This window comes from Blastococcus sp. VKM Ac-2987, from assembly GCF_026967805.1.
Classification (GTDB): domain Bacteria; phylum Actinomycetota; class Actinomycetes; order Mycobacteriales; family Geodermatophilaceae; genus Blastococcus.
The window spans coordinates 1,240,047-1,260,280 of the sequence record NZ_JAPVBG010000001.1 but is presented as its reverse complement, the minus strand read 5'-3'; the positions used below and the strand labels follow the sequence as shown (position 1 = coordinate 1,260,280).

Here is a 20,234-nt window from a genome sequence, read left to right as displayed (position 1 = left end):
CACATCCGTACCACCCGTCCCACCCGGCACGGCCGTCACGAGGGGTACCGGCGCGCCCACGGTGAGCGGCTGCGAGGTCTGCTTCACTCGTCGTGCACCGTAGCCACGCGACGAGTGTTCGTTATCGTGTCGTGATCGACAGCCGGGGTGGAGAACGACCCGGGTGGCGCCCACTGCCCCGGCTCCCCGGGCGGCCGCCGTCCGAGCCGGGATCACGGTCGGGCCGCTCCCTGCGGCCCAGCCGATCTCCTGCCCGGGCTCTGTGACCCCTGGAAGTGTCGTGCGCCGCTCCCTGCAGTTCAGCCTCTTCGCCCTCGTCCTCCTCGGACTCGTGGGCGGGACGCTGGCCTTCTTCCTCGCCCAGAAGTCCGTCGTGCTGACCATCGACGGGCAGGCCCGCGAGGTCGGCACCTACGCCGACACCGTGGGCGACGTGCTGGAGGAGGAGGGCCTCACCCTCGCCGCCCAGGACGTCGTCCTGCCGGCCGCGGACCAGCGGGTGAGCGACGGCTCCACCGTCGTCCTCAACCGGGCCCGGCCGCTCGAGCTCACCATCGACGGCGTCTCCCGCCAGGTGCAGGTGACCGCGCTGTCGGTCGAGGAGGCGCTCGACCAGCTCGGCCTCCGGGCCGAGGGTCTGGTGCTCTCCGCCAGCCGCAGCGACCGCCTGCCGCTCGAGGGCATGCAGCTGACGATCACCACGCCCAAGGACATCGTGCTCGTGGCCGACGGCGCCGAGCGCGTGGTCACCACGACGGCCGCGACCGCCGGCGACCTCCTCGCCGAGCAGGGCATCGCGCTGAGCGACACCGACCGCACCAGCCTCAAGCCCACCCAGGCGCTGCTGAACCGGATGCGCCTGCAGGTGTACCGGGTGCAGGTCTCCGACGTCACCGAGGTCACCCCGGTCGCGCACGGCCGGGTGGAGGCCGAGGACGCCGCGGCCTTCCAGGGCGACGAGACGGTCACCCGGCCGGGCGTCGACGGCGAGCAGTCGACCACCTACCGGGTGACCGTGGTCGACGGGCAGGAGACCGGCCGCGAGCAGCTGTCCACCAGCGTCACCCGGGCGCCGGTCGACGAGCTCGTGACGGTCGGCACCAAGGCCCGCCCCACGAACCGCCCCTCCGCCGACGGCCTGAACTGGGCCGCCCTCGCCGCCTGCGAGTCCGGCGGCCGGCCGACCGCGGTCAGCGGGACCGGCAAGTACCACGGGCTGTACCAGTTCTCCACGGCCACCTGGCAGGGCGTGGGCGGTTCCGGGCTGCCGTCGGCCGCCTCGCCCGACGAGCAGACCTACCGGGCGCAGCTGCTGTACCAGCGCTCCGGTGCCGGTCAGTGGCCGCACTGCGGACCCCGCCTGTTCAGCTGATCCCGCTGAGCACCGAACCCGAGCAGACCAGCGGGCTGCTGGGCCCGGCCGCGATCCGCGACCTGGCCCAGCAGCTCGAGCTGCGTCCCACCAAGAGCCTGGGGCAGAACTTCCTGCACGACGCGAACACGATCCGGCGGATCGTGCGCACCGCCGGCGTCCGGCCCGACGACGTCGTGCTCGAGGTGGGCCCAGGCCTCGGCTCGCTGACCCTGGGCCTGCTGCCCGCGGCGGCGCACGTGACGGCGGTGGAGATCGATCCGCGGCTGGCCGCGCTGCTGCCGCGGACCGTCGCCGCCCGCCGCCCCGACCTCGCCGACCGGCTGACCGTCGTCGAGGGCGACGCCCTACGCGTCACCGAGCTGCCCGGGCGGCCGCCGACGGCGCTCGTGGCGAACCTGCCCTACAACGTCGCCGTCCCGGTGCTGCTCACCCTGCTGGAGCTGCTGCCCACCCTGGACCGGGCCATGATCCTGGTCCAGGCCGAGGTGGCCGAGCGGCTCGCCGCGGCCCCCGGGACGCCCGCCTACGGCGTCCCGTCGGTCAAGGCCGCCTGGTACGGCGAGGTGCGCCGCGCCGGAAACGTCGGCCGCCGGGTCTTCTGGCCCGAGCCCAACGTCGACTCCGGCCTTGTCGAGCTGGTCCGGCGTCCGCCGCCGCCGGGGGACCGGCGGGCGACCTTCGCCGTGGTGGACGCCGCCTTCGGGATGCGTCGCAAGGGCCTGCGGGCGGCGCTCGCCCGCTGGGCGGGGAGCCCGGCCGCGGCCGAGGTGCGGCTGCGCGCGGCCGGCATCGACCCCTCGGCCCGCGGTGAGCAGCTCTCGGTCACCGACTTCGCCCGCCTGGCCGCCACCGACCCGGTGCAGCCGTGAGCGACGGCGCGGCCGGGGACGCCGTCGTCGTCCGGGCGCCGGCGAAGCTGAACGTCCACCTCGGCGTGGGCCCGCCGCGCGAGGACGGCTTCCACGGCCTGGCCACGGTCTACTTCGCCGTGTCGCTGCACGACACGGTCACGGCCCGGCCCGGCGAGGGCCTGACCCTGCGGCTGACCGGCGAGGGCACCGGCGTGGCGGGCGGGCCCGGGCAGGTGCCCGCCGACCGCACCAACCTGGTCTGGCGGGCCGCCGAGCTGCTGGCCGGCGCCGCCGGCGTGCGCCCGGACGCCGAGCTGCACGTCGCGAAGAGCATCCCGGTGGCCGCCGGCCTGGCCGGTGGGAGCGCGGACGCCGCGGCGACGCTGGTGGCCCTCGACGCGCTGTGGGGTACCCGGGCCGCGCGGGAGGACCTGCTGGGGCTGGCCGCCCGGCTCGGCAGCGACGTGCCGTTCGGGCTCGTCGGCGGGGTCGCCCTCGGCACCGGCCGCGGTGAGCAGGTGACGCCGGTGCTGGCCGCCGGCCGGTGGCACTGGGTGCTGGGCATCGCCGGGGAGGGGCTGTCGACGCCGGCCGTCTACGGCGAGCTCGACCGGCTGCGGGCCGGGGGCCGGGTGCCCGACGTCGCCGAGCCGACCCCGGCCGGGCCGGTCCTCGCCGCCCTGCGCTCGGGCACGGCCGCCGACCTCGCGACGGCGCTCTCCAACGACCTGCAGCCCGCCGCGCTGAGCCTGCGGCCGGACCTGCGCCGGGCCCTGCGTGCGGCGCAGGACGCCGGCGCCCTGGCCGCGCTGGTGAGCGGGTCGGGCCCCACGGTGGCGGCCCTGGCGCCCGACGAGCAGGGCGCCGTCCGGCTGGCCGCCGAGCTCGCCGGGGTGGGCGTCTTCCGCACCGTGCGGGCGGTCACCGGGCCGGTGCCCGGCGCCCGCGTGCTCCCCTGACCGGGCGGCCCTCCGGGCCCGGCTACGGGTGCGGGTCGAGGCGGGACAGCCCGTTGTAGGCCAGGTTGACCAGCTGGGCGGCCACCTCGTGCTTGCCCGGGGAGCGCGTCTCCAGCCACCACTGACCGACCAGCGCCACCATGCCTACCAGCGCCTGGCTGTAGAGCGGGGCCAGCTCCGGCCGGTAGCCGCGGGCGGCGAACTCCCGGGCCAGGACGTGCTCCACCTGGTGGGCGAGGTCGCCGATCAGCGACCCGAACGAGCCGCCGCCGCTGGTCACCGGTGCGTCGCGGGTGAGCACCCGGAAGCCGTCGGTGTCCGCCTCGATGTAGTCGAGGAGGACCAGGGCGGCGCGCTCGAGCAGCTCACGGGGCTGGCCGGGTGCCGAGAGGGCGGTGCCGAACCGGTCGACCAGGCGGTGCATCTCCCGGTCGACGACGTCGGCGTGCAGCCCCTCCTTGCCGCCGAAGTGCTCGTAGACGACGGGCTTGCTCACCTCGGCGTGCGCGGCGATCTCCTCGACGGAGGTGGCGTCGAACCCCTTGAGGGCGAACAGCTCGCGGCCCACGTCGAGCAGCTGGCTGCGCCGCTCGGGACCGGTCATGCGGACCCGGCCCCGCCGTGGACGGGACCCGGCCGGGGACGCCGCGCTCCGCGTGCTCACGGGGCCATCGTGCCCGGAAGACGGCTCCGCCCGGGCACCCGGGAGATACCGGGGGGCCCGGGCGGAGGAGACGCCGGGGAGGGGACCGTCAGCTGGTCGCCGCAGCGGGGACGCGACGCTTGGCCGCGAGCCGCACCGGGTCGGGCCACTTCACGTTCCACGCCCAGCCGAGCTTCTCGAAGACCCAGATGGTGCGGGCGCTGATGTCGATCTGACCGCGCAGCACACCGTGCCGGGCGCAGGTCGGGTCGGCGTGGTGCAGGTTGTGCCACGACTCGCCCGCGCTGAGGATCGCCAGCGGCCAGAAGTTCGTCGCCCGGTCGCGGCCGGGGGAGACGAACGGGCGGTCGCCGACGACGTGGCAGACCGAGTTGATCGACCACGTGACGTGGTGCAGCAGCCCGATGCGGACCAGGCCCGCCCAGAAGAAGGCCGTCCAGGCGCCCGCCCAGCTCGCCGTCACCAGACCGCCGATGACGGCCGGGAGGAAGAGGCTGATCGCCGCCCACACCGTGAACAGCCGGTCGGTGGTGACCAGCGCGGAGTCCTTCATCAGGTCGGGGGCGTAGCGCTCCTGGCTGGTCTTGCGCCGCTCGAACAGCCAGCCGAGGTGGGCGTGGAACATGCCCTTGAGCAGGGCGCGGGCGTCGGTGCCGTAGCGCCACGGCGAGTGCGGGTCGCCGTCGCGGTCGGAGAAGGCGTGGTGCCGCCGGTGGTCGGCCACCCACTGCACGACCGGGCCCTGCACGGCCATCGAGCCCGCGACGGCCAGCAGCAGCCGCAGGGGGCGCTTGGCCTTGAAGGAGCCGTGCGTGAAGTACCGGTGGTAGCCCACGGTCACGCCGAGCAGCGTGAAGAAGTAGAAGCCGACGGCGAGCCCGACGTCGAGCCAGGACAGCCCCCAGCCCCACACGGCCGGGACGATCGCCGCGATCGCCAGGAACGGCACGACCACGAAGGCGTAGAGCGTCACGATCTCGAGGACGCTCTTGCGCCGGCCGATCGCGTTGGCCGGCAACCCGGCGTGCGGTTCTGCGGCGCGCGGTGGCGCCAAGGGCCGGGTACGAGCAGGAGCGGACAAGGGGCCTCCGGGGCGACCGAGGTGGGATGCGGCCGGCGCGGCTCTGGCCCGGCTCCGTAGCCGTAACCTACGGGACCGTAGGGAAGCCGGCGACCGGAGCGGCGGAGCGGCCGCCCCCCGGGGCAGATGCCCGCTCCGGCCCTCGGGCCCTAGGCTCGCTCCGGGCGCCGGTGCACCGGCGCCCCCGGGCCGGCAGCGGCACCGGTGTGGGGGATGGGGTAATCGGCAGCCCGCCGGCCTTTGGTGCCGTGCAGTCTCGGTTCGAGTCCGAGTCCCCCAGCCAGCCAGCCGTCCGTCGTCGCCGACCGAGGAGATCCGTGACCCACGTGCAGCCCGCTGCCACCCCCGCACCCGTTCCGCCCGTGGCCGCCGTCGTGGTCCTGGCCGCCGGGCAGGGCACGCGCATGCGCTCGTCGCGCCCCAAGGTGCTGCACGCCCTCGGGGGGCGCAGCATGCTCGGCCACGTGCTCGCGGCCGCCGCGCCGCTGCGCGCCGGCGCGACCGTCGTCGTCGTGGGCTCCGGTCGGGACCAGGTGGAGCAGCACCTGGCGCAGGTCGCGCCCGCCGCGCTGCCCGTCCTCCAGGAGGAGCAGCTCGGCTCGGGCCACGCCGCCGCCGTCGCGCTGGCCGCCGTGCCCGACCTCGAGGGCGCCGTCCTCATCGTCAACGGGGACTCCCCGCTGCTGACGGCCCGGACGCTCCAGGCTCTCGTGGCGGCGCACGACGCGGCCGGCAGCGTCTTCACCGTCCTGACCGCCGAGGTCGACGACCCGACCGGGCTCGGCCGGATCGTCCGGGACGGGCGCGGTGCGCCGCAGGCCATCGTCGAGGAGCGCGACGCCACGGCGGAGCAGCGGGCGATCCGCGAGGTCAACGCGGGCGTCTACGTCGCCGACGCCGGCACGCTACGACGGGTGCTGGCCGGGCTCGGCTCGTCGAACGCGCAGGGCGAGCAGTACCTGACCGACGCGCTCGCCCCGCTGGTCGCCGGCGGTGCGCCCACGGCCGCGGTGCGCGCCGACGACCCGGACGACGTCCTCGGCTGCAACGACCGCCGGGAGCTCGCCGCCCGCCGGCGGACCCTCAACGACCGGGTGCTCGACGAGCTGATGCGCAGCGGGGTCACCGTCGTCGACCCGGCGACCACCTGGGTCGACGTCACGGTCTCGGTGGGCCCCGACGCCGTCCTGAAGCCCGGCACCCAGCTCGAAGGGGCGACCTCGGTCGGTGCGGCCGCGCAGGTGGGACCGGACACGACGCTGGTCGACACCGAGGTGGGAGAGGGTGCCTCCGTCGTCCGGTCGCACTGCCTCGGCGCGGTCATCGGGCCGGAGTCCGTCGTCGGCCCGTTCAGCTACCTGCGCCCGGGCACGCGGCTGGCAGGCCGCGCCAAGGTCGGCGCCTTCGTGGAGACCAAGAACGTGGAGGTGGGGGAGGGGTCGAAGGTGCCGCACCTGTCCTACGTCGGCGACGCCACCATCGGCCGGGGCGCGAACATCGGCGCGGCCACCGTCTTCGTCAACTACGACGGCGTGGCCAAGCACCGGACGACCATCGGCGACCACGTGCGGGTCGGCTCCGACACCATGCTCGTGGCGCCGGTCACGGTGGGGGACGGCGCCTACACCGCCGCCGGGTCGGTCATCACCTCCGACGTCCCCCCGGGCGCCATGGCCGTCGCTCGGGCACCCCAGCGGAATGTGGCAGGCTGGGTGCGTCGCCGACGGTCCGGAACGCCCGCTGCGGAGGCCGCGGCAGCGGCCGAGAGCCGGACCGAGGCACCCCGGGAGGACCGGTCCGAGTCCTCCCGTGCGGACTCCGACAGCTAGGGACAGCGAGCCGATGAGTGCCATCCGGCAGGCGAACAGCAAGAGCATGATGCTCTTCTCCGGTCGGGCCTACCCGGCGCTGACCGACGAGATCGCCGGTCACCTGGGCGTGACGCCCACCCCCACGGCCTCCTACGAGTTCGCCAACGGCGAGCTCTTCGTGCGGTTCGAGGAGTCGGTGCGCGGCTGCGACGCCTTCGTGGTGCAGAGCCACACCGCCCCGATCAACACCTGGCTCATGGAGCAGCTGATCATGGTGGACGCGCTCAAGCGCGCGTCGGCCAAGCGGATCACCGTCGTGGCGCCGTTCTTCCCCTACGCCCGGCAGGACAAGAAGCACCGCGGCCGCGAGCCCATCTCCGCCCGCCTGGTCGCCGACATGTTCAAGACCGCGGGCGCCGACCGGCTGATGACCGTGGACCTGCACACCGCCCAGATCCAGGGCTTCTTCGACGGCCCCGTCGACCACCTCTTCGCCCTCGACCTGCTGGTCAAGCACGTGTGCGAGCGCTGGGGCGACCGCGACATCACCGTCGTCTCGCCCGACTCCGGCCGGGTCCGGGTCTCCGAGCGCTGGAGCGACAAGCTCGGCGGCACCCCGCTGGCCTTCATCCACAAGACCCGCGACCCGCTGGTCGCCAACGAGGTCGTCGCCAACCGCGTGGTCGGCGAGGTCGAGGGCCGGGTCTGCATCCTGGTCGACGACATGATCGACACCGGCGGCACGATCGTGAAGGCCGCCGAGACGCTCTTCGACGCCGGTGCCGCGGACGTGATCGTCACGGCCACGCACGGCGTGCTGTCGGGCGCCGCGGTCGAGCGGCTGTCCAACAGCAAGGTCAGCGAGGTCATCGTGACCAACACGCTGCCGATCGAGCCGGAGCGCCACTTCGACAAGCTCACCGTCCTCTCGATCGCCCCGCTGCTGGCGCGCGCGATCAAGGAGGTCTTCGAGGACGGCTCGGTCACCAGCCTGTTCGACGGGGCCAGCTGAGCCGCTGACCCGCCAGGGCGCCGGGGGCGCACGGCGCCCTGGGAGGATGGCCGGCGTGCCAGCCCGCTCCCGACTCGGTGACGCCCAGGTCGCCGCCGTGGCCCGCTACTCCTTCGGCCTGGCCGCGGCGGTGCCCGACCTGCCTCCCGGCGACGACTTCGAGGACGCCCAGGGCGTGCCGGTGGCCGTCCGCGAGGGCGACGGGCTGGTGGTGGCCGAGCTCCCGCGGTGGCGCTCACCCGCCACGGTCGCGCGGCGGCTGGCCGAGCGCGGGTGGACGGCCCCGGCGGCCTGGGTCGGCCGGCCTCCCGCCGACCCGGCGGAGCTGCCCGCGCAGGTGCTCGCGCTGCTGCCGGTGGCCGGGACCCCGGCCGACTCCGCCTCGGTCTCCGCCGGCGCCGCCGCGTGGGCCGGCGTCCGCGAGGCCGGGCGCGAGGTCGAGCTGGTGCTCGTGCCGGTGACCGCCGCCTCCCCGGAGGTGGCCTGGGCCGACCTGGCCGCGCGGTACGGCGGCACCCTCCTGGGCGACCGGGTCGACCCGGAGCCGGCCCGGACGGGCGGCACGGTGCTGTTCTTCACCGGCCTGTCCGGGGCGGGCAAGTCGACGATCGCCGGGCGGGTGGTGGAGCTGCTGCTCGAGGCCGGCTCCACCGTCACGCTGCTCGACGGCGACGAGGTCCGCTCCCACCTGTCGGCGGGGCTCGGCTTCTCGCAGCAGGACCGCGACACCAACGTGCGGCGGATCGGCTGGGTGGCCGCGCAGGTCGCCAAGCACGGCGGGATCGCCGTCTGCGCGCCGATCGCCCCGTACGCCGCCGTGCGGGCCGACGTCCGGCGCGAGGTGGCGGCCCAGGCCGGGCGGGACAGCTTCGTGCTGGTGCACGTCGCCACCCCGCTGGCCGAGTGCGAGGCCCGGGACCGCAAGGGGCTCTACGCGAAGGCGCGCCGTGGGGAGATCCCGGCGTTCACCGGCATCAGCGATCCCTACGAGGTGCCCACCGACGCCGAGATCACCGTCGACACCACGGGCAGGGACGTCGAGGCGTGCGCCCGCCTGGTGCTCGACGCGGTCCTGGCCCGCCGGAGGCAGGGGCGCGACCGGCACCCCGGCTCGCTGGGGTAACCTGTCTCCCGTTGCCCGGCGAGGGAGACGGTCCGCCCGTACTCCGTGATCGACGTGCGTGTGCCCCGTGGGGTGTGCTGCGCCCGGTCGCCGGACCGCAGACCGATCCACTCTTCTGAGGAGCACACCACCGTGGCCGACTTCCGCCTCGACGCCGAGACCCGCACCGAGTTCGGCAAGGGCAGCGCCCGCCGCACCCGCCGTGCCGGCCGCGTCCCGGCCGTTCTCTACGGGCACGGCCAGGACGTCGTCCACCTGTCCCTGCCGGCCCGCGAGTTCGCCGCGGCGCTGCGCAACGGCGGTTCCAACGTCCTGCTGACCATCACCCTGGACGGCAAGGACCAGCTGGCGCTGACCAAGGCCGTGCAGCGCGACCCGCTGACCCGCCAGCACGAGCACGTCGACCTGCTGCTCGTCCGCCGCGGCGAGAAGACCACCGTCGACGTGCCGATCGTGATCGTCGGGCAGCCCGCGCCCGACTCCATCCCGAACCACCAGCTCAACACCGTCTCGGTCGAGGCCGACGCCACCCGCCTGCCCGAGAGCATCGAGGTCGACGTCACCGGTCGCGAGGCCGGTCAGGGCATCACCGCCGGCGACCTCGTGCTGCCCGCCGGGTCGACGCTGATCACCGACCCGGAGGCGCTGGTCATCGGCTTCCTGGGTGCACCCACCGCCGAGGCGCTGGAGGCCGAGCTGGCCGAGGCCGAGGCCGAGGCCGGCATCGAGCGCGAGGAGTCCGACGAGGCGGCCGAGGGTGCCGGCGAGGGCGACGTCGTGCCCGAGCCGCAGGACCAGGGCAGCGGCGAGTCGATGGACTCGGCCGAGAAGTCCGCCGACAACGGCTGAGGCATCCGCTGACCGAGAGCACGGCCCGCAGGGGCGCCGGCACCGCCGGCGCCCCTGCGGCGTCCCCGGTCCCCGAGGGCCCGTTCCTCGTGGTCGGTCTGGGCAACCCGGGCCCCGGCTACGCCGGCAACCGGCACAACGTCGGCGCGATGGTCGTCGACGAGCTGGCCCGGCGCGCCGGGATCCGGCTCACCCCCGGCAAGGGCGCCCGTGCCCGGGCGGTCTCCGGTGAGGGACGGCTGGCCGGACGGCGGGTCGTGCTCGCCGTGCCGTCGACCTACATGAACGAGTCCGGCAGCCCGGTCCGTGGCCTGCTGGACTACCACAAGCTGCCGCCCGAGCAGCTCGTCGTCGTCCACGACGAGCTCGACATCCCCTTCTCGGCCGTGCGGCTCAAGCGCGGCGGCGGCGAAGGCGGCCACAACGGCCTGCGGTCGATCACCCGCTCGTCCGGCACGAAGGACTACCTGCGCGTGCGGGTGGGCATCGGCCGGCCGCCCGGCCGGCAGGATCCGGCCGACTTCGTCCTCAAGGACTTCTCGGCCACCGAGCGCAAGGAGCTGGACCTGCTGATCGTCGAGGCGGCCGACGCCGCCGAGGCGCTCCTCGCCGGCGGCCTCGAGGCCGCGCAGAACCAGGTCCACCCCCGGAGCTGACCGATCCCCTCCGCCAGAACGGCGGCCGGTGCACCCGTTCGGCCCGATCGGGTGAAGCGGCACCATTCGCGTTGACCCTTTCGATGACTCTCTGTGAGTGTTGGTCGCAATCAACACCCACGCGCACGAGAAGTGGCTGCTCAGCCGTTCGTGATCCACCGCCGAGTGCGGGTCCGATCACGGTGAGTGAGATCGTTCGGGGGAACGCATGCTGTTGGAACGCCACCAGGCGAGCACCGGGGCCGACGTCCTGTCCGGTGCGTCCGGGAGGTCGAACCCGGCGTCCAGGCCGCTCGCGCGTCGTCCGGCGCCCGCCTGGGTGCGGTACTACACCGCCGCGCTGATCGCGACGGAGACCGTGCTCGCCGGCGTCGCCGGAGCCGCCGTCCTCGTGCCCCGCGCGGACCAGATCGCGATCGGTACGCCGCTGCTGTGGGCGGCGGTGGTCCTCCTGGTCGCCTGGCCGCCGCTGCTCGGGGCCACCGGCGCCTACTCCGAGCGGGTGTACGGCACCGGCAGCGACGAGTACCGGCGGGTGGGCCGGGCCGGCTTCCTCCTCCTCGCCTCCGCCAGCTTCATCTCCTACGTCACCGCCCTGGAACTCAGCCGGGCCCTCGTCCTCGTCGCCATCCCCGCGCTGACCGGCGCCACCCTGCTCGTCCGGTTCCTGGCCCGTGCCCGCCTGCGCGGGCTCCGGGCGGCCGGGCGATGCACCAAGCGGGTCGTCGTGGTGGGTCGTGGTGGAGCGGCTCTCGAGCTGGTGACCCGGCTGCAGCGCGAGCGGTACGCCGGTCTGGAGGTCGTGGCGGCCGCGGTGACCCCGGCCGACCGGGTCCGGGTGGCCGGCCTGGCCGGCGTGCCGGTCGGTGGCCTCGACGACGTGCTGGCCCTCGCGGCGGCGCACGACGCGGACACCATCGCGGTCACCTCGGCCAGCGAGACCGCCGCGCAGTACCTGCGGCAGCTGTCCTGGCAGCTCGAGGGCACCGGCATCGAGCTCCTGGTGGCCCCCGGGCTCATCGAGGTGGCCGGTCCCCGGCTGCACATCCGCCCCTTCGAGGGGCTGCCCCTGCTCGCGGTCGAGCAGCCCTCCTTCGAGGGCTGGCGCCGGGTGGTCAAGGGTGGGCTGGACCGGGTCGTCGCGGGCGTCGCGCTGCTGCTGCTCGCGCCGGTCCTGGCGCTGATCGCCGCCGCTGTCGCCTGCACCAGCCCCGGGCCGGTGCTGTTCCGGCAGGAGCGCGTCGGCCTCAACGGGAAGCCGTTCACGATGCTCAAGTTCCGCAGCATGGTGGTGGACGCCGACCGCCAGCTGGAGCAGTTGCGGAAGGACAACATCTCGGACGGCCTGCTGTTCAAGATGCGGACCGACCCCCGGGTGACCCCGGTCGGCCGGCTGCTGCGCCGCCTGTCGCTGGACGAGCTGCCCCAGCTGCTCAACGTGCTCGGCGGGTCCATGTCGCTGGTCGGTCCGCGGCCGCCGCTGCCCGACGAGGTGGCGCGCTACGACACGTCGGTCAGCCGACGGCTGCTGGTCAAGCCGGGCCTGACCGGTCTGTGGCAGATCTCCGGCCGCAGCGACCTGTCGTGGGAGGAGTCCGTCCGGCTGGACCTGCGGTACGTGGAGAACTGGTCGCTCGCCCTCGACCTGCTCATCCTCTGGAAGACCGGACGGGCCGTGCTCTCCAGCTCCGGGGCCTACTGACCCACCTCGTCCGGGCGTCACTCGCACGGGTCACGCGCTCCCGCCGAAAGGCCTCGTCAGCCGTCTCTTCGCCGAAGCTCCTGGTGAGAGAGGCGTCGAGGCGGCGTCCACCGGGTCGGTGGAGCCGCACGCGCCGGGACACGGACGGAGGGGCCATGCGGATCGCCATGGTCGGCACGCGCGGCGTGCCCGCTCGCTACGGTGGGTTCGAGACCGCCGTGGAGGAGGTCGGCCGTCGGCTGGCCGATCGCGGCCACGAGGTGGTGGTGTACTGCCGGACCACCCCGGGCCAGGACGAGCGGCCGGCCCGGCACCTGGGCATGGACCTGGTCCACCTCCCGGCGGCCCGCACGCGGGCGCTGGAGACGCTGACCCACTCGGCGCTCTCGGTGGCCCACCTCGTGGCCCACCGCAGCGACGCCGCCTTCGTGTTCAACGCCGCCAACGCGCCGTTGCTGCCGGCCCTGCGTGCGTTCGGCATCCCGGTCGCCACGCACGTCGACGGGCTGGAGTGGAAGCGGGCCAAGTGGGGCCCGGTCGGGCAGCGCTACTACCGGGCCGCGGAGGCCCTGGCCGTGCGGTGGTCGGACGCCCTCATCGCCGACGCGCAGGGGATCGCCGACTACTACCGGACGGAGTTCGGGGCGCCGACGAGCCTGCTCACCTACGGCGCCCCGCTGGTCCGGCCCGGTGCCGACCGGCTCGCCGAGCTGGGGCTCACGCCCGGCGGTTACCACCTGGTGGTCGCCCGCTTCGAGCCGGAGAACCACGTCGACGTGATCGTCGACGGCTACCGGCGCAGCGGGGCCCGCAAGCCGCTGGTCGTGGTCGGCTCGGCGCCGTACGCCGACGACTACACCCGGCACGTGCACGCGCTCGCCGACGACCGGGTGCGCTTCCTCGGCGGTGTCTGGGACCAGCAGCAGCTTGACCAGCTCTACGCCTCCGCCTTCACCTACCTGCACGGGCACTCGGTCGGCGGTACCAACCCCTCGCTGCTGCGGGCGCTCGGCGCCGGCGCGGCCGTCCTGGCCTTCGACGTCGACTTCAACCGCGAGGTGGCCGCGGACGCCGGGCGCTACTTCGCGGACGCGGCCGACGTCGCGCGGCTGGTCGACGAGGCGGAGGCCGCTCCCGCGACGGTGCGCGCCGCCGGGCGCCGCGCCACCGGTCTGGCCGAGCGGTACGACTGGGACGACGTGGCATCGGGGTACGAGCAGCTGGCGCGCCGGCTGAGCGACCGCGACGTCCCGGCGCGCCGGCCCAGCGGCCGCCGGTCCGGGACGTGGTCGCCGCGCGGCCGACGGGCTCCCCGTCCGGCGGCGGTCCCGGGCGTCGTCATCCCCTTGCCGACGTCCGCTCCGGAGTCGGTGCCGCAGCTACGGGCGGGGCAGCAGTGACCGCGACCGTCGACCACCGACCGGACGGCACGCCGCCCGAGGCGCTGCGCGTGGTCCTGCGGCGGCTGTCCTCGGCGCAGAAGGGCGCCGTCGGCGCACCGGCCTACTCCCGGTTCGTCAACCGCCCGTTCGGCCGCCTGCTGGCCGCGCTCGCCTACCGGGCCGGGCTCACGCCGAACGCGGTCACCGGGATCAGCGCCGTCTTCACCGCCACGGGCATCGCCCTGCTCGCGCTCGTCCGGCCGTCGGTCCCGCTGGGCCTCGTCGTCGCCGCCTGCCTGGTGCTGGGCTACGCCCTCGACTCCGCCGACGGCCAGGTGGCCCGGCTCCGCGGCGGCGGTTCGCCGGCGGGGGAGTGGCTGGACCACATGGTCGACGCCGCGAAGGCGACGGGTCTGCACCTCGGGTTGGTGATCGGCCTGTACCGGTTCGACGTCGTCGAGACCTGGGTGCTGCTGGTGCCGCTCGGCTACTGCCTGGTCGACGCGGTGACCTACTTCGCCACGATGCTCAACGAGGCCCTGCGCGCCCAGCACGGTGTCGCCACCCGCGCGCAGCCCACGGCCCAGCGGGCCGGTGTGGCGCGTTCCCTGCTGACGCTGCCGACCGACTACGGCCTGCTGGCCTGCCTGTTCGTCGGCTACGGGCTCCCGTGGCTGTTCGTCCCCGCGTACGCGGTGCTGTTCCTGGCGGCGGCCGGATTCCTGGCCCTCGCCTCGGTCAAGTGGTTCCACGAGATGAAGAGGCTGCCCCGATGAGCGTTTCCCCTCCGGCACCCACCGCCCGGCGCCGGCTGGTCCTCGGTGGCGGGCTGGTGGCCCTCCTGGCCGCGGTCCTGCTCGTCGTCCTCGTCGTCCGCGAGCCCGGGGGCGGCGGCAGTGCGGGCGAGCCGGGGGCGTCGGCCGCGCCCACGTCCCTGGCCCCACCGGTGGAGCTGGCTCCGGCGCCGGTGACGCCGGAGCCCACCGGTCCGACGAGCGTGGTCGACGAGCTCCCGCCGAGCCTGGAGCCCGTGGCCCTCGACCAGCAGGCCGCGGTGGGCAACGGCATCACCGCCGAGGTGGAGTCCCTGGAGGCCATCGAGGGCACCGGTCAGGGCCCCGGCAACATCGCCGGTCCGGCGCTGCGGGTGACCGTCCGCATCACCAACGGCACCGGCGAGCCGGTGTCCCTGGACGGCGTCGCCGTCGACCTCGCCCACGGCACCGAGCTGGCCCCGGCGTCCCCGCTGGACGACCCCTCGGTCGCACCGTTCAGCGGCATGCTGCAGCCGGACGAGAGCGAGCTCGGGGTCTACGTGTTCAGCGTCCCCGCCGGTGACCGTGACCTGATCAGCCTGTCGGTCGGGTACCAGGCCGGAGCACCCTTCCTGGTCTTCACCGGTCCCGGGCGCTGACCGTGCCGTCGTCCACCGGCGGACGGCGGCCGGGAGGCGCGGCCCGCGGGAGTAGCCGGCGCGTGCTGGTCGTCCACCCCGGTGCGGAGCTGTACGGCGCCGACCGGGTGCTGCTGGACTCCGCGACCGCCCTGGCCACCCGGTTCGACGTCACGGTGGTGCTGCCCGGTCCGGGCCCGCTGGTCGGCGAGCTGGCGGCCCGCGGGCTGCGCGTGGTCCTGTGCCGGATGCCGGTGCTGCGGAACGCCGCGATGCGGCCCCGTGGTGCGGTCCGGCTGCTCGCCGATGCGCTGCTCGGTGCCCTGCCCGCGCTCCGGTTGATCCGCCGGTACGGCGGCGCCGGGGTGTACGTCAACACCCTCACCCTGCCGTCGTGGCCGCTCCTGGCCCGGCTGGCCGGCAGCCCCTCGCTGTGCCACGTGCACGAGGCGGAGGAGTCCGCGCCCCGGATGCTGCGCCGGGGGATGGCGCTCTGCCCCCTGCTGGCCGACCGGGTGGTGGCCAACAGCCGCTTCACCCTCGACGTCCTCGCCGACGTGGCGCCGCGCGTCCGGCGGCGCGCCGCGGTCGTCTACAACGCCGTCCGGGGCCCGGCCGGGACCGTGCCGGCCCGGTCGGCGCCGGAGAGGCCGCTCCGCCTGCTCTACGTCGGGCGGCTGTCCCCCCGGAAGGGGCCGCAGGTGGCGCTGGCGGTGGTCCGGGAACTGCTGCGCCGCGGGGTCGACGTGCAGCTGGAGCTGGTCGGGTCGGTGTTCGAGGGCTACGAGTGGTTCGAGACCGAGCTCAGGCGCACGGCCGCGACGCCGGAGCTGGCCGAGCGGGTGCGCTTCGCCGGCTTCCGGTCCGACGTCTGGCCGCACCTGGCCGACGCGGACGTGGTGCTCGTCCCGTCGGTGGGTGAGGAGTCCTTCGGGCTCACGACCGTCGAGGCGGTCCTGGCCGCGCGCCCGCTCGTCGTCTCCGACACCAGCGGGCTGCGGGAGGCGGCGGCGGGCTACACCGCGGTGCAGGCCGTCCCGCCCGGCCGGGTGACCGAGTGGGCCGATGCCGTGGAGCGGGTCGTCGCCGACTGGGACGGCTTCCGGCAGGCGGCCCTGGACGACGCGCGCACGGCCCGCGCCCGGCACGCCGGGGAGCGGTACCAGGACGAGCTGGTCGACCAGGTGCGGTCGCTCGTCGGAACGGCACGGGGCGGAGGAGGACGACGGTGACCGGGCGAGCCGGCGGTGACGCGACGGGCAGGACCGTCACCCCGCCGATCTTCATGTACCACTCGATCAGCCCCTCCACGGAGCCCGATCCGCACCGCCTGCGCGTGCACCCCGACCGGCTCGACCGGCACCTGCGGCTGCTCGGCCGGCTCGGCCTCCGGGGGGTGTCCCTGGCCGAGCTGCTGCACGCCGCGGAGCGCGGGGAGTCCCGTGGGCTGGTGGGCCTCACCTTCGACGACGGGTACACCGACTTCCTGGAGCACGCCGTGCCGGTGCTGCAGCGGCACGGCATGACCGGCACCGTCTACGTGGTGGCCGGGCGCATCGCCGGTCGCAACGAGTGGGACGAGGGGCCGCAGCTGCCGATCATGGACGCGGCGCAGGTGCGCGCCGTCGCCGCCGCCGGCCACGAGGTGGGCAGCCACACCATGACCCACCCGCGGCTGGCCGGAGCCGACCCCGGGGCGCTCGACGCCGAGGTGCGGGAGAGCCGCCGGGTCCTCGAGGACGTGCTGCAGGCGGAGGTCGCGGGCTTCTGCTACCCCTACGGCAGTTTCGACGCCGCGGCGGCCGACGCGGTCCGCGCGGCCGGGTACGACCACGCCTGCGTCACCGGCGACTACGACCCGGGCGACCGGTTCACGTTGCCCCGCTGCTACGTCAGCCCCGGCGATACCGCCGCGCACCTGCTCGCGCGCATGGCGCGGCACCACCTGAGGCTGCTCCGGCGTCGCTAGCCCCACCCCGTCCGAGCCGCAGGCGGTCGTCCTCGGAGTCGTTACCTGCGGCACCGGCTCGCAGACCCGGACGCCGGCGGGGCGAGTCCTCCCGCGCGTGGTCGCGGCGGTCCTCGGCACCACGGAGTAGCGCGGGGCTCCCCCGTTAGGGGGAGGCTGCGATGGATCGCTCGGGCGGCCCGGTGACGGGCGGTCCAGGAACGCGCCCCGCCGCCGGGGTCGGCACGTCGCGCCGCAGGCTCGCCGATGGGTGGACACGCCGAGCCACCGTTGCCCCGTGACTGCACTCGATCACTTTGAGTCACAGGAAAGCCAGCGACCGGTGCGGCGACGCCCTCCCACCTGGGGTGATGCACCTGATCGAGTGACGGGTGAATGCCTGGCACCTTCATGATCGTCACGCTTAGTGTTCGCCGCGTCCGGGGGGATCACGTGGGTCCCACGGCTGAGCACGTGGGGGAAGCATGACGGCACGGCGGTCGGGAACGACCCGGCGGTGGATCGCGGGCGGATTGAGCCTCCTGCTTATGGGCGGAACCTTCGGGTTCCTGGCCCCGGCGGCGTCGGCCGACTCCGCGCCCCTGGACCCGACGAACCCGGCCACGCCGGTGACCGTCACCGCCGACGGGCTGCCCACCGTGCAGATCGACGGTGTCGCGTGGTCGCAGGTCGTGGTCGGGAACACCGTCTACGTCGCGGGGCGGTTCAGCACTGCCCGGCCGGCCGGGGCGCCCGCCGGCACGCGGGAGACCGTCCGCAACAACCTGCTCGCCTACGACATCCGCACCGGCGAGCTCATCACCTCCTTCACGCCGGACCTCAACGGCCAGGCGCTGACGGTCGCCGCCTCGCCGGACGGCCGCCGCATCTACGTCGGGGGCGACTTCAACCGCGCCAACGGGGAGGTCCGCAACCGGATCGCCGCCTACGACACCGCCACCGGTCAGCTGGTCCCCGACTTCAAGCCCAGCGTCAGCGGGCAGATCCGGGCGATCGCGGCCACGGACTCGACCGTCTACTTCGGCGGCAACATCTCCGCCGTCGGCTCGGTGAGCCGCACCCGCCTCGCCGCGGTGTCCGCCGCCACCGGCGCGCTGCTCCCGTGGGCCCCCGTCCCTGGTGCCTCGGCCACGAACGGCAGCAACGAGGTGCTCGCCCTGGTGGTCACCGGAGGTGGCTCCCAGGTCGTCGCCGGTGGCCGGTTCGCCAGTCTCAACGGGCAGGCGGCCACGGGCGTCGGTGCCCTCGACGCGGTCTCGGGGGCGACGAAGCCGTTCGCGGTGAACAAGCTGGTGACCAACCAGGGCACCGGCTCGGCGATCTGGGGCCTGTCCACCGACGGCGCGACCGTCTACGGCAGCGCCTACGACTTCAGGGGCACCGGCAACCTCGAGGGCACCTTCGCCGCGGCCGCCGACGGCGGCGAGCTGCGCTTCGTCGCCCACTGCTACGGCGACAACTACTCCAGCTTCGCGACCGGCGAGGCGCTCTACATCGCCTCGCACATGCACAACTGCAGCTCCATCGGCGGCTGGCCGGACTCGGCCCCCTCCCAGATCTGGAAGCACGCGACGGCGTTCAGCCTGACGCAGCACACCACCGTCAACGGGACGAGCCGCAACGCCAACTTCCAGGGCAAGCCGGCGCCGGCGCTGCAGAACTGGTACCCGGTCCTCACGCAGGGCAGCATCACCGGGCAGTACCAGGCGGGCTGGAGCGTCACGGGCAACGACCAGTACGTCGTCTACGCCGGCGAGTTCCCCCGCGTCAACGGCGTCGGCCAGCAGGGCCTGGTCCGCTTCGCCTTCCCGTCCCAGGCGCCGAACAAGGTCGGCCCGGTGGCGACCGGCATGGAGCCCACCCTCACGACGGTCGGGGCCGGCGCGGTGCGCGTCTCGTGGAAGACGACCAGCGACGCGGACAACGAGAACCTGACCTACCGCCTCTACCGCGACGACTCGGCCACCCCGGTCCACACCGTCACGCGCGCGTCCTCGTGGTGGAACCTGCCGACCATCACCGTCGGCGACACCGGCCTGGCCGCGGGTTCGCACCGGTACCGGGTGACCGCGACCGATCCCATGGGGAATGTCGCCACCTCCGGCTGGACGCCGGTCGACGTGCCGACCGGCGGCCCGGCGCGGCCCTACGCCGACGTGGTCCGGGCCGACGGCGCCATCAGCCACTGGTCGCTGGGGGAGACCGCCGGGTCCACCGCGTTCAACCTGGGCGGCACCGCGGACCTGACGCTGGGCAGCTCGGTCGCCAAGGACGCGGCCGGCGCGCTGGCCGGTGACGCCGACCGGGCCTTCACCTTCAGCGACAGCACCTCTTCCTACGCCTCCACGAGCACCGCCACGGCGGGCCCGCAGACGTTCACGGCGGAGGCGTGGTTCAAGACCTCCTCGCGCACCGGCGGGCGGATCCTCGGCTTCAGCAGCGCGACCACCGCTGTCAGCGACAGCTACGACCGGCTGGTCTACCTGGACACCAGCGGCCGGGTGAACTTCGGCGTCTACCCGGGCGCCATGCGCGTCGTCACCAGTCCGACCGCGTACAACGACGGCACGTGGCACCACGTCGCTGCCACGCTGGGCGACAAGGGCATGGTGCTGTACGTCGACGGCAAGCAGGTCGCCGCACGCGCCGACACCACGTCGGCGCAGGTGTTCAACGGCTACTGGCGCATCGGCTACGACAACGTCTGGTCCGGTGCCCGCACCTTCACCGGGTCCATCGACGAGGTCGCGATCTACCCGACGGCCCTGCCGGCCGACCGGGTCGCCGCCCACGTCGCCGTGGGTCGCAGCGGTACGGCGACGAACATCGCGCCGACCGCGGACTTCACCTCGACGGTGAACCACCTCGACGCGTCCCTCGACGCGAGCGGTTCGAGCGACACCGACGGCACCATCGCCTCGTACGCCTGGGACTTCGGCGATGGCAGCACGGGCAGCGGCGTGACGGCGACCCACTCCTACGCGTCCGCCGGCACCTACCAGGTGACCGTCACCGTCACGGACGACGACGGTGCGACCGCGCGCCGGACGGGGAGCGTGACCGTCACCGCGCCGCCGCCGAACGCCGCGCCGACGGCCGAGTTCACCGTCGCCGGGGCGGGGCGCAGCGCTTCCTTCGACGCCTCCGGCTCGGCGGATGCAGACGGCACCGTGGTCTCGTACGCCTGGGACTTCGGTGACGGGGGCACCGGCACCGGTGTCCGCGCCACCCACGAGTACGCGAAGGACGGCACGTACACGGCGCGCCTGACGGTGACCGACGACGACGGAGCGAGCACCACCGTCGAGCGCGGCGTGACCGTCACCTCCTCGGTGCTGGCGGCCGACTCCTTCGACCGGTCGGTGACCGGTGGGCTGGGGACGGCGGACGCGGGTGGGCCGTGGACC

17 protein-coding genes and 1 tRNA gene are annotated in these 20,234 nt (G+C 74.7%); 16 read left to right on the top strand and 2 right to left on the bottom strand.

The annotated features are described in order from the left end of the window. Nucleotides 1-280: 280 nt before the first annotated feature. From O2W17_RS06220 to O2W17_RS06210, 3 genes are read left to right on the top strand one after another with little or no spacing between them, the layout of a single operon-like run. Nucleotides 281-1,372: a resuscitation-promoting factor gene (locus tag O2W17_RS06220; protein WP_269191530.1), complete on the top strand. Its 1,092-nt coding sequence runs from the start codon at nucleotides 281-283 to the stop codon at nucleotides 1,370-1,372. After that, nucleotides 1,339-2,244 (top strand): 16S rRNA (adenine(1518)-N(6)/adenine(1519)-N(6))-dimethyltransferase RsmA, encoded by a 906-nt coding sequence (gene rsmA / locus O2W17_RS06215; protein ID WP_269191529.1) that lies wholly within the window; start codon nucleotides 1,339-1,341, stop codon nucleotides 2,242-2,244. Before O2W17_RS06220 ends, rsmA begins: the two co-directional genes overlap by 34 nt. Beyond that, nucleotides 2,241-3,185, top strand: a complete 945-nt coding sequence (locus O2W17_RS06210) for a 4-(cytidine 5'-diphospho)-2-C-methyl-D-erythritol kinase (protein WP_269191528.1) — start codon at nucleotides 2,241-2,243, stop codon at nucleotides 3,183-3,185. The genes rsmA and O2W17_RS06210 overlap by 4 nt, the downstream gene beginning before the upstream one ends. Nucleotides 3,186-3,207: 22 nt before the next feature. Here O2W17_RS06210 and O2W17_RS06205 read toward each other — a convergent pair whose 3' ends face one another. Both O2W17_RS06205 and O2W17_RS06200 read right to left on the bottom strand, forming a co-directional pair. After that, complete coding sequence (locus O2W17_RS06205) at nucleotides 3,208-3,849, bottom strand: TetR/AcrR family transcriptional regulator (protein WP_269191527.1); 642 nt, start codon at nucleotides 3,847-3,849, stop codon at nucleotides 3,208-3,210. 88 nt (nucleotides 3,850-3,937) lie between these two features. Beyond that, nucleotides 3,938-4,867 carry an acyl-CoA desaturase gene (locus O2W17_RS06200; RefSeq protein ID WP_269191526.1) on the bottom strand — a complete coding sequence of 310 codons (930 nt, stop codon included), beginning with the start codon at nucleotides 4,865-4,867 and terminating at the stop codon, nucleotides 3,938-3,940. A 270-nt stretch (nucleotides 4,868-5,137) separates the two neighbouring features. Here O2W17_RS06200 and O2W17_RS06195 point away from each other — a divergent pair. From O2W17_RS06195 to O2W17_RS06135, 13 genes are all read left to right on the top strand, one after another. Beyond that, nucleotides 5,138-5,213: transfer RNA gene (locus O2W17_RS06195), tRNA-Gln, on the top strand. Nucleotides 5,214-5,247: 34 nt separating this feature from the next. After that, nucleotides 5,248-6,759, top strand: coding sequence for a bifunctional UDP-N-acetylglucosamine diphosphorylase/glucosamine-1-phosphate N-acetyltransferase GlmU (glmU, locus tag O2W17_RS06190; protein ID WP_269191525.1), 1,512 nt, complete (start codon nucleotides 5,248-5,250; stop codon nucleotides 6,757-6,759). 13 nt (nucleotides 6,760-6,772) lie between these two features. Continuing rightward, entirely contained in the window at nucleotides 6,773-7,753 is a 981-nt protein-coding gene (locus O2W17_RS06185) for a ribose-phosphate diphosphokinase (RefSeq protein WP_269191524.1), read from the top strand. Between the two features lie 55 nt (nucleotides 7,754-7,808). Continuing rightward, nucleotides 7,809-8,876 carry an adenylyl-sulfate kinase gene (cysC, locus tag O2W17_RS06180; protein ID WP_269191523.1) on the top strand — a complete coding sequence of 356 codons (1,068 nt, stop codon included), beginning with the start codon at nucleotides 7,809-7,811 and terminating at the stop codon, nucleotides 8,874-8,876. A gap of 132 nt (nucleotides 8,877-9,008) precedes the next feature. Continuing rightward, entirely contained in the window at nucleotides 9,009-9,725 is a 717-nt protein-coding gene (locus O2W17_RS06175) for a 50S ribosomal protein L25/general stress protein Ctc (protein ID WP_269191522.1), read from the top strand. Between the two features lie 89 nt (nucleotides 9,726-9,814). Then, nucleotides 9,815-10,381 (top strand): aminoacyl-tRNA hydrolase, encoded by a 567-nt coding sequence (gene pth, locus O2W17_RS06170; protein ID WP_269191521.1) that lies wholly within the window; start codon nucleotides 9,815-9,817, stop codon nucleotides 10,379-10,381. A 208-nt stretch (nucleotides 10,382-10,589) separates the two neighbouring features. Beyond that, complete coding sequence (locus O2W17_RS06165; RefSeq protein ID WP_269191520.1) at nucleotides 10,590-12,083, top strand: sugar transferase; 1,494 nt, start codon at nucleotides 10,590-10,592, stop codon at nucleotides 12,081-12,083. Between the two features lie 155 nt (nucleotides 12,084-12,238). After that, entirely contained in the window at nucleotides 12,239-13,483 is a 1,245-nt protein-coding gene (locus O2W17_RS06160) for a DUF1972 domain-containing protein (RefSeq protein ID WP_269191519.1), read from the top strand. Continuing rightward, nucleotides 13,480-14,241, top strand: coding sequence for a CDP-alcohol phosphatidyltransferase family protein (locus tag O2W17_RS06155; RefSeq protein WP_269191518.1), 762 nt, complete (start codon nucleotides 13,480-13,482; stop codon nucleotides 14,239-14,241). Before O2W17_RS06160 ends, O2W17_RS06155 begins: the two co-directional genes overlap by 4 nt. Next, a complete protein-coding gene (locus O2W17_RS06150) occupies nucleotides 14,238-14,879 on the top strand; it encodes a hypothetical protein (RefSeq protein WP_269191517.1) in 642 nt (213 codons plus the stop codon). Before O2W17_RS06155 ends, O2W17_RS06150 begins: the two co-directional genes overlap by 4 nt. Nucleotides 14,880-14,941: 62 nt before the next feature. After that, nucleotides 14,942-16,090, top strand: a complete 1,149-nt coding sequence (locus tag O2W17_RS06145; RefSeq protein WP_269191516.1) for a glycosyltransferase family 4 protein — start codon at nucleotides 14,942-14,944, stop codon at nucleotides 16,088-16,090. Next, nucleotides 16,087-16,827 carry a polysaccharide deacetylase family protein gene (locus tag O2W17_RS06140; protein WP_269191515.1) on the top strand — a complete coding sequence of 247 codons (741 nt, stop codon included), beginning with the start codon at nucleotides 16,087-16,089 and terminating at the stop codon, nucleotides 16,825-16,827. The genes O2W17_RS06145 and O2W17_RS06140 overlap by 4 nt, the downstream gene beginning before the upstream one ends. A 527-nt stretch (nucleotides 16,828-17,354) precedes the next feature. Then, nucleotides 17,355-20,234 (top strand): PKD domain-containing protein (locus O2W17_RS06135; protein ID WP_269191514.1); only part of this gene is annotated, 2,880 nt, incomplete at its 3' end.

Coding starts and splice junctions, on each gene's coding strand:
- O2W17_RS06185 (WP_269191524.1), top strand. CDS start 6,773: ATGAGTGCCATCCGGCAGGCGAACAGCAAGAGCATGATGCTCTTCTCC.
- O2W17_RS06165 (WP_269191520.1), top strand. CDS start 10,590: ATGCTGTTGGAACGCCACCAGGCGAGCACCGGGGCCGACGTCCTGTCC.
- O2W17_RS06160 (WP_269191519.1), top strand. CDS start 12,239: ATGCGGATCGCCATGGTCGGCACGCGCGGCGTGCCCGCTCGCTACGGT.
- O2W17_RS06150 (WP_269191517.1), top strand. CDS start 14,238: ATGAGCGTTTCCCCTCCGGCACCCACCGCCCGGCGCCGGCTGGTCCTC.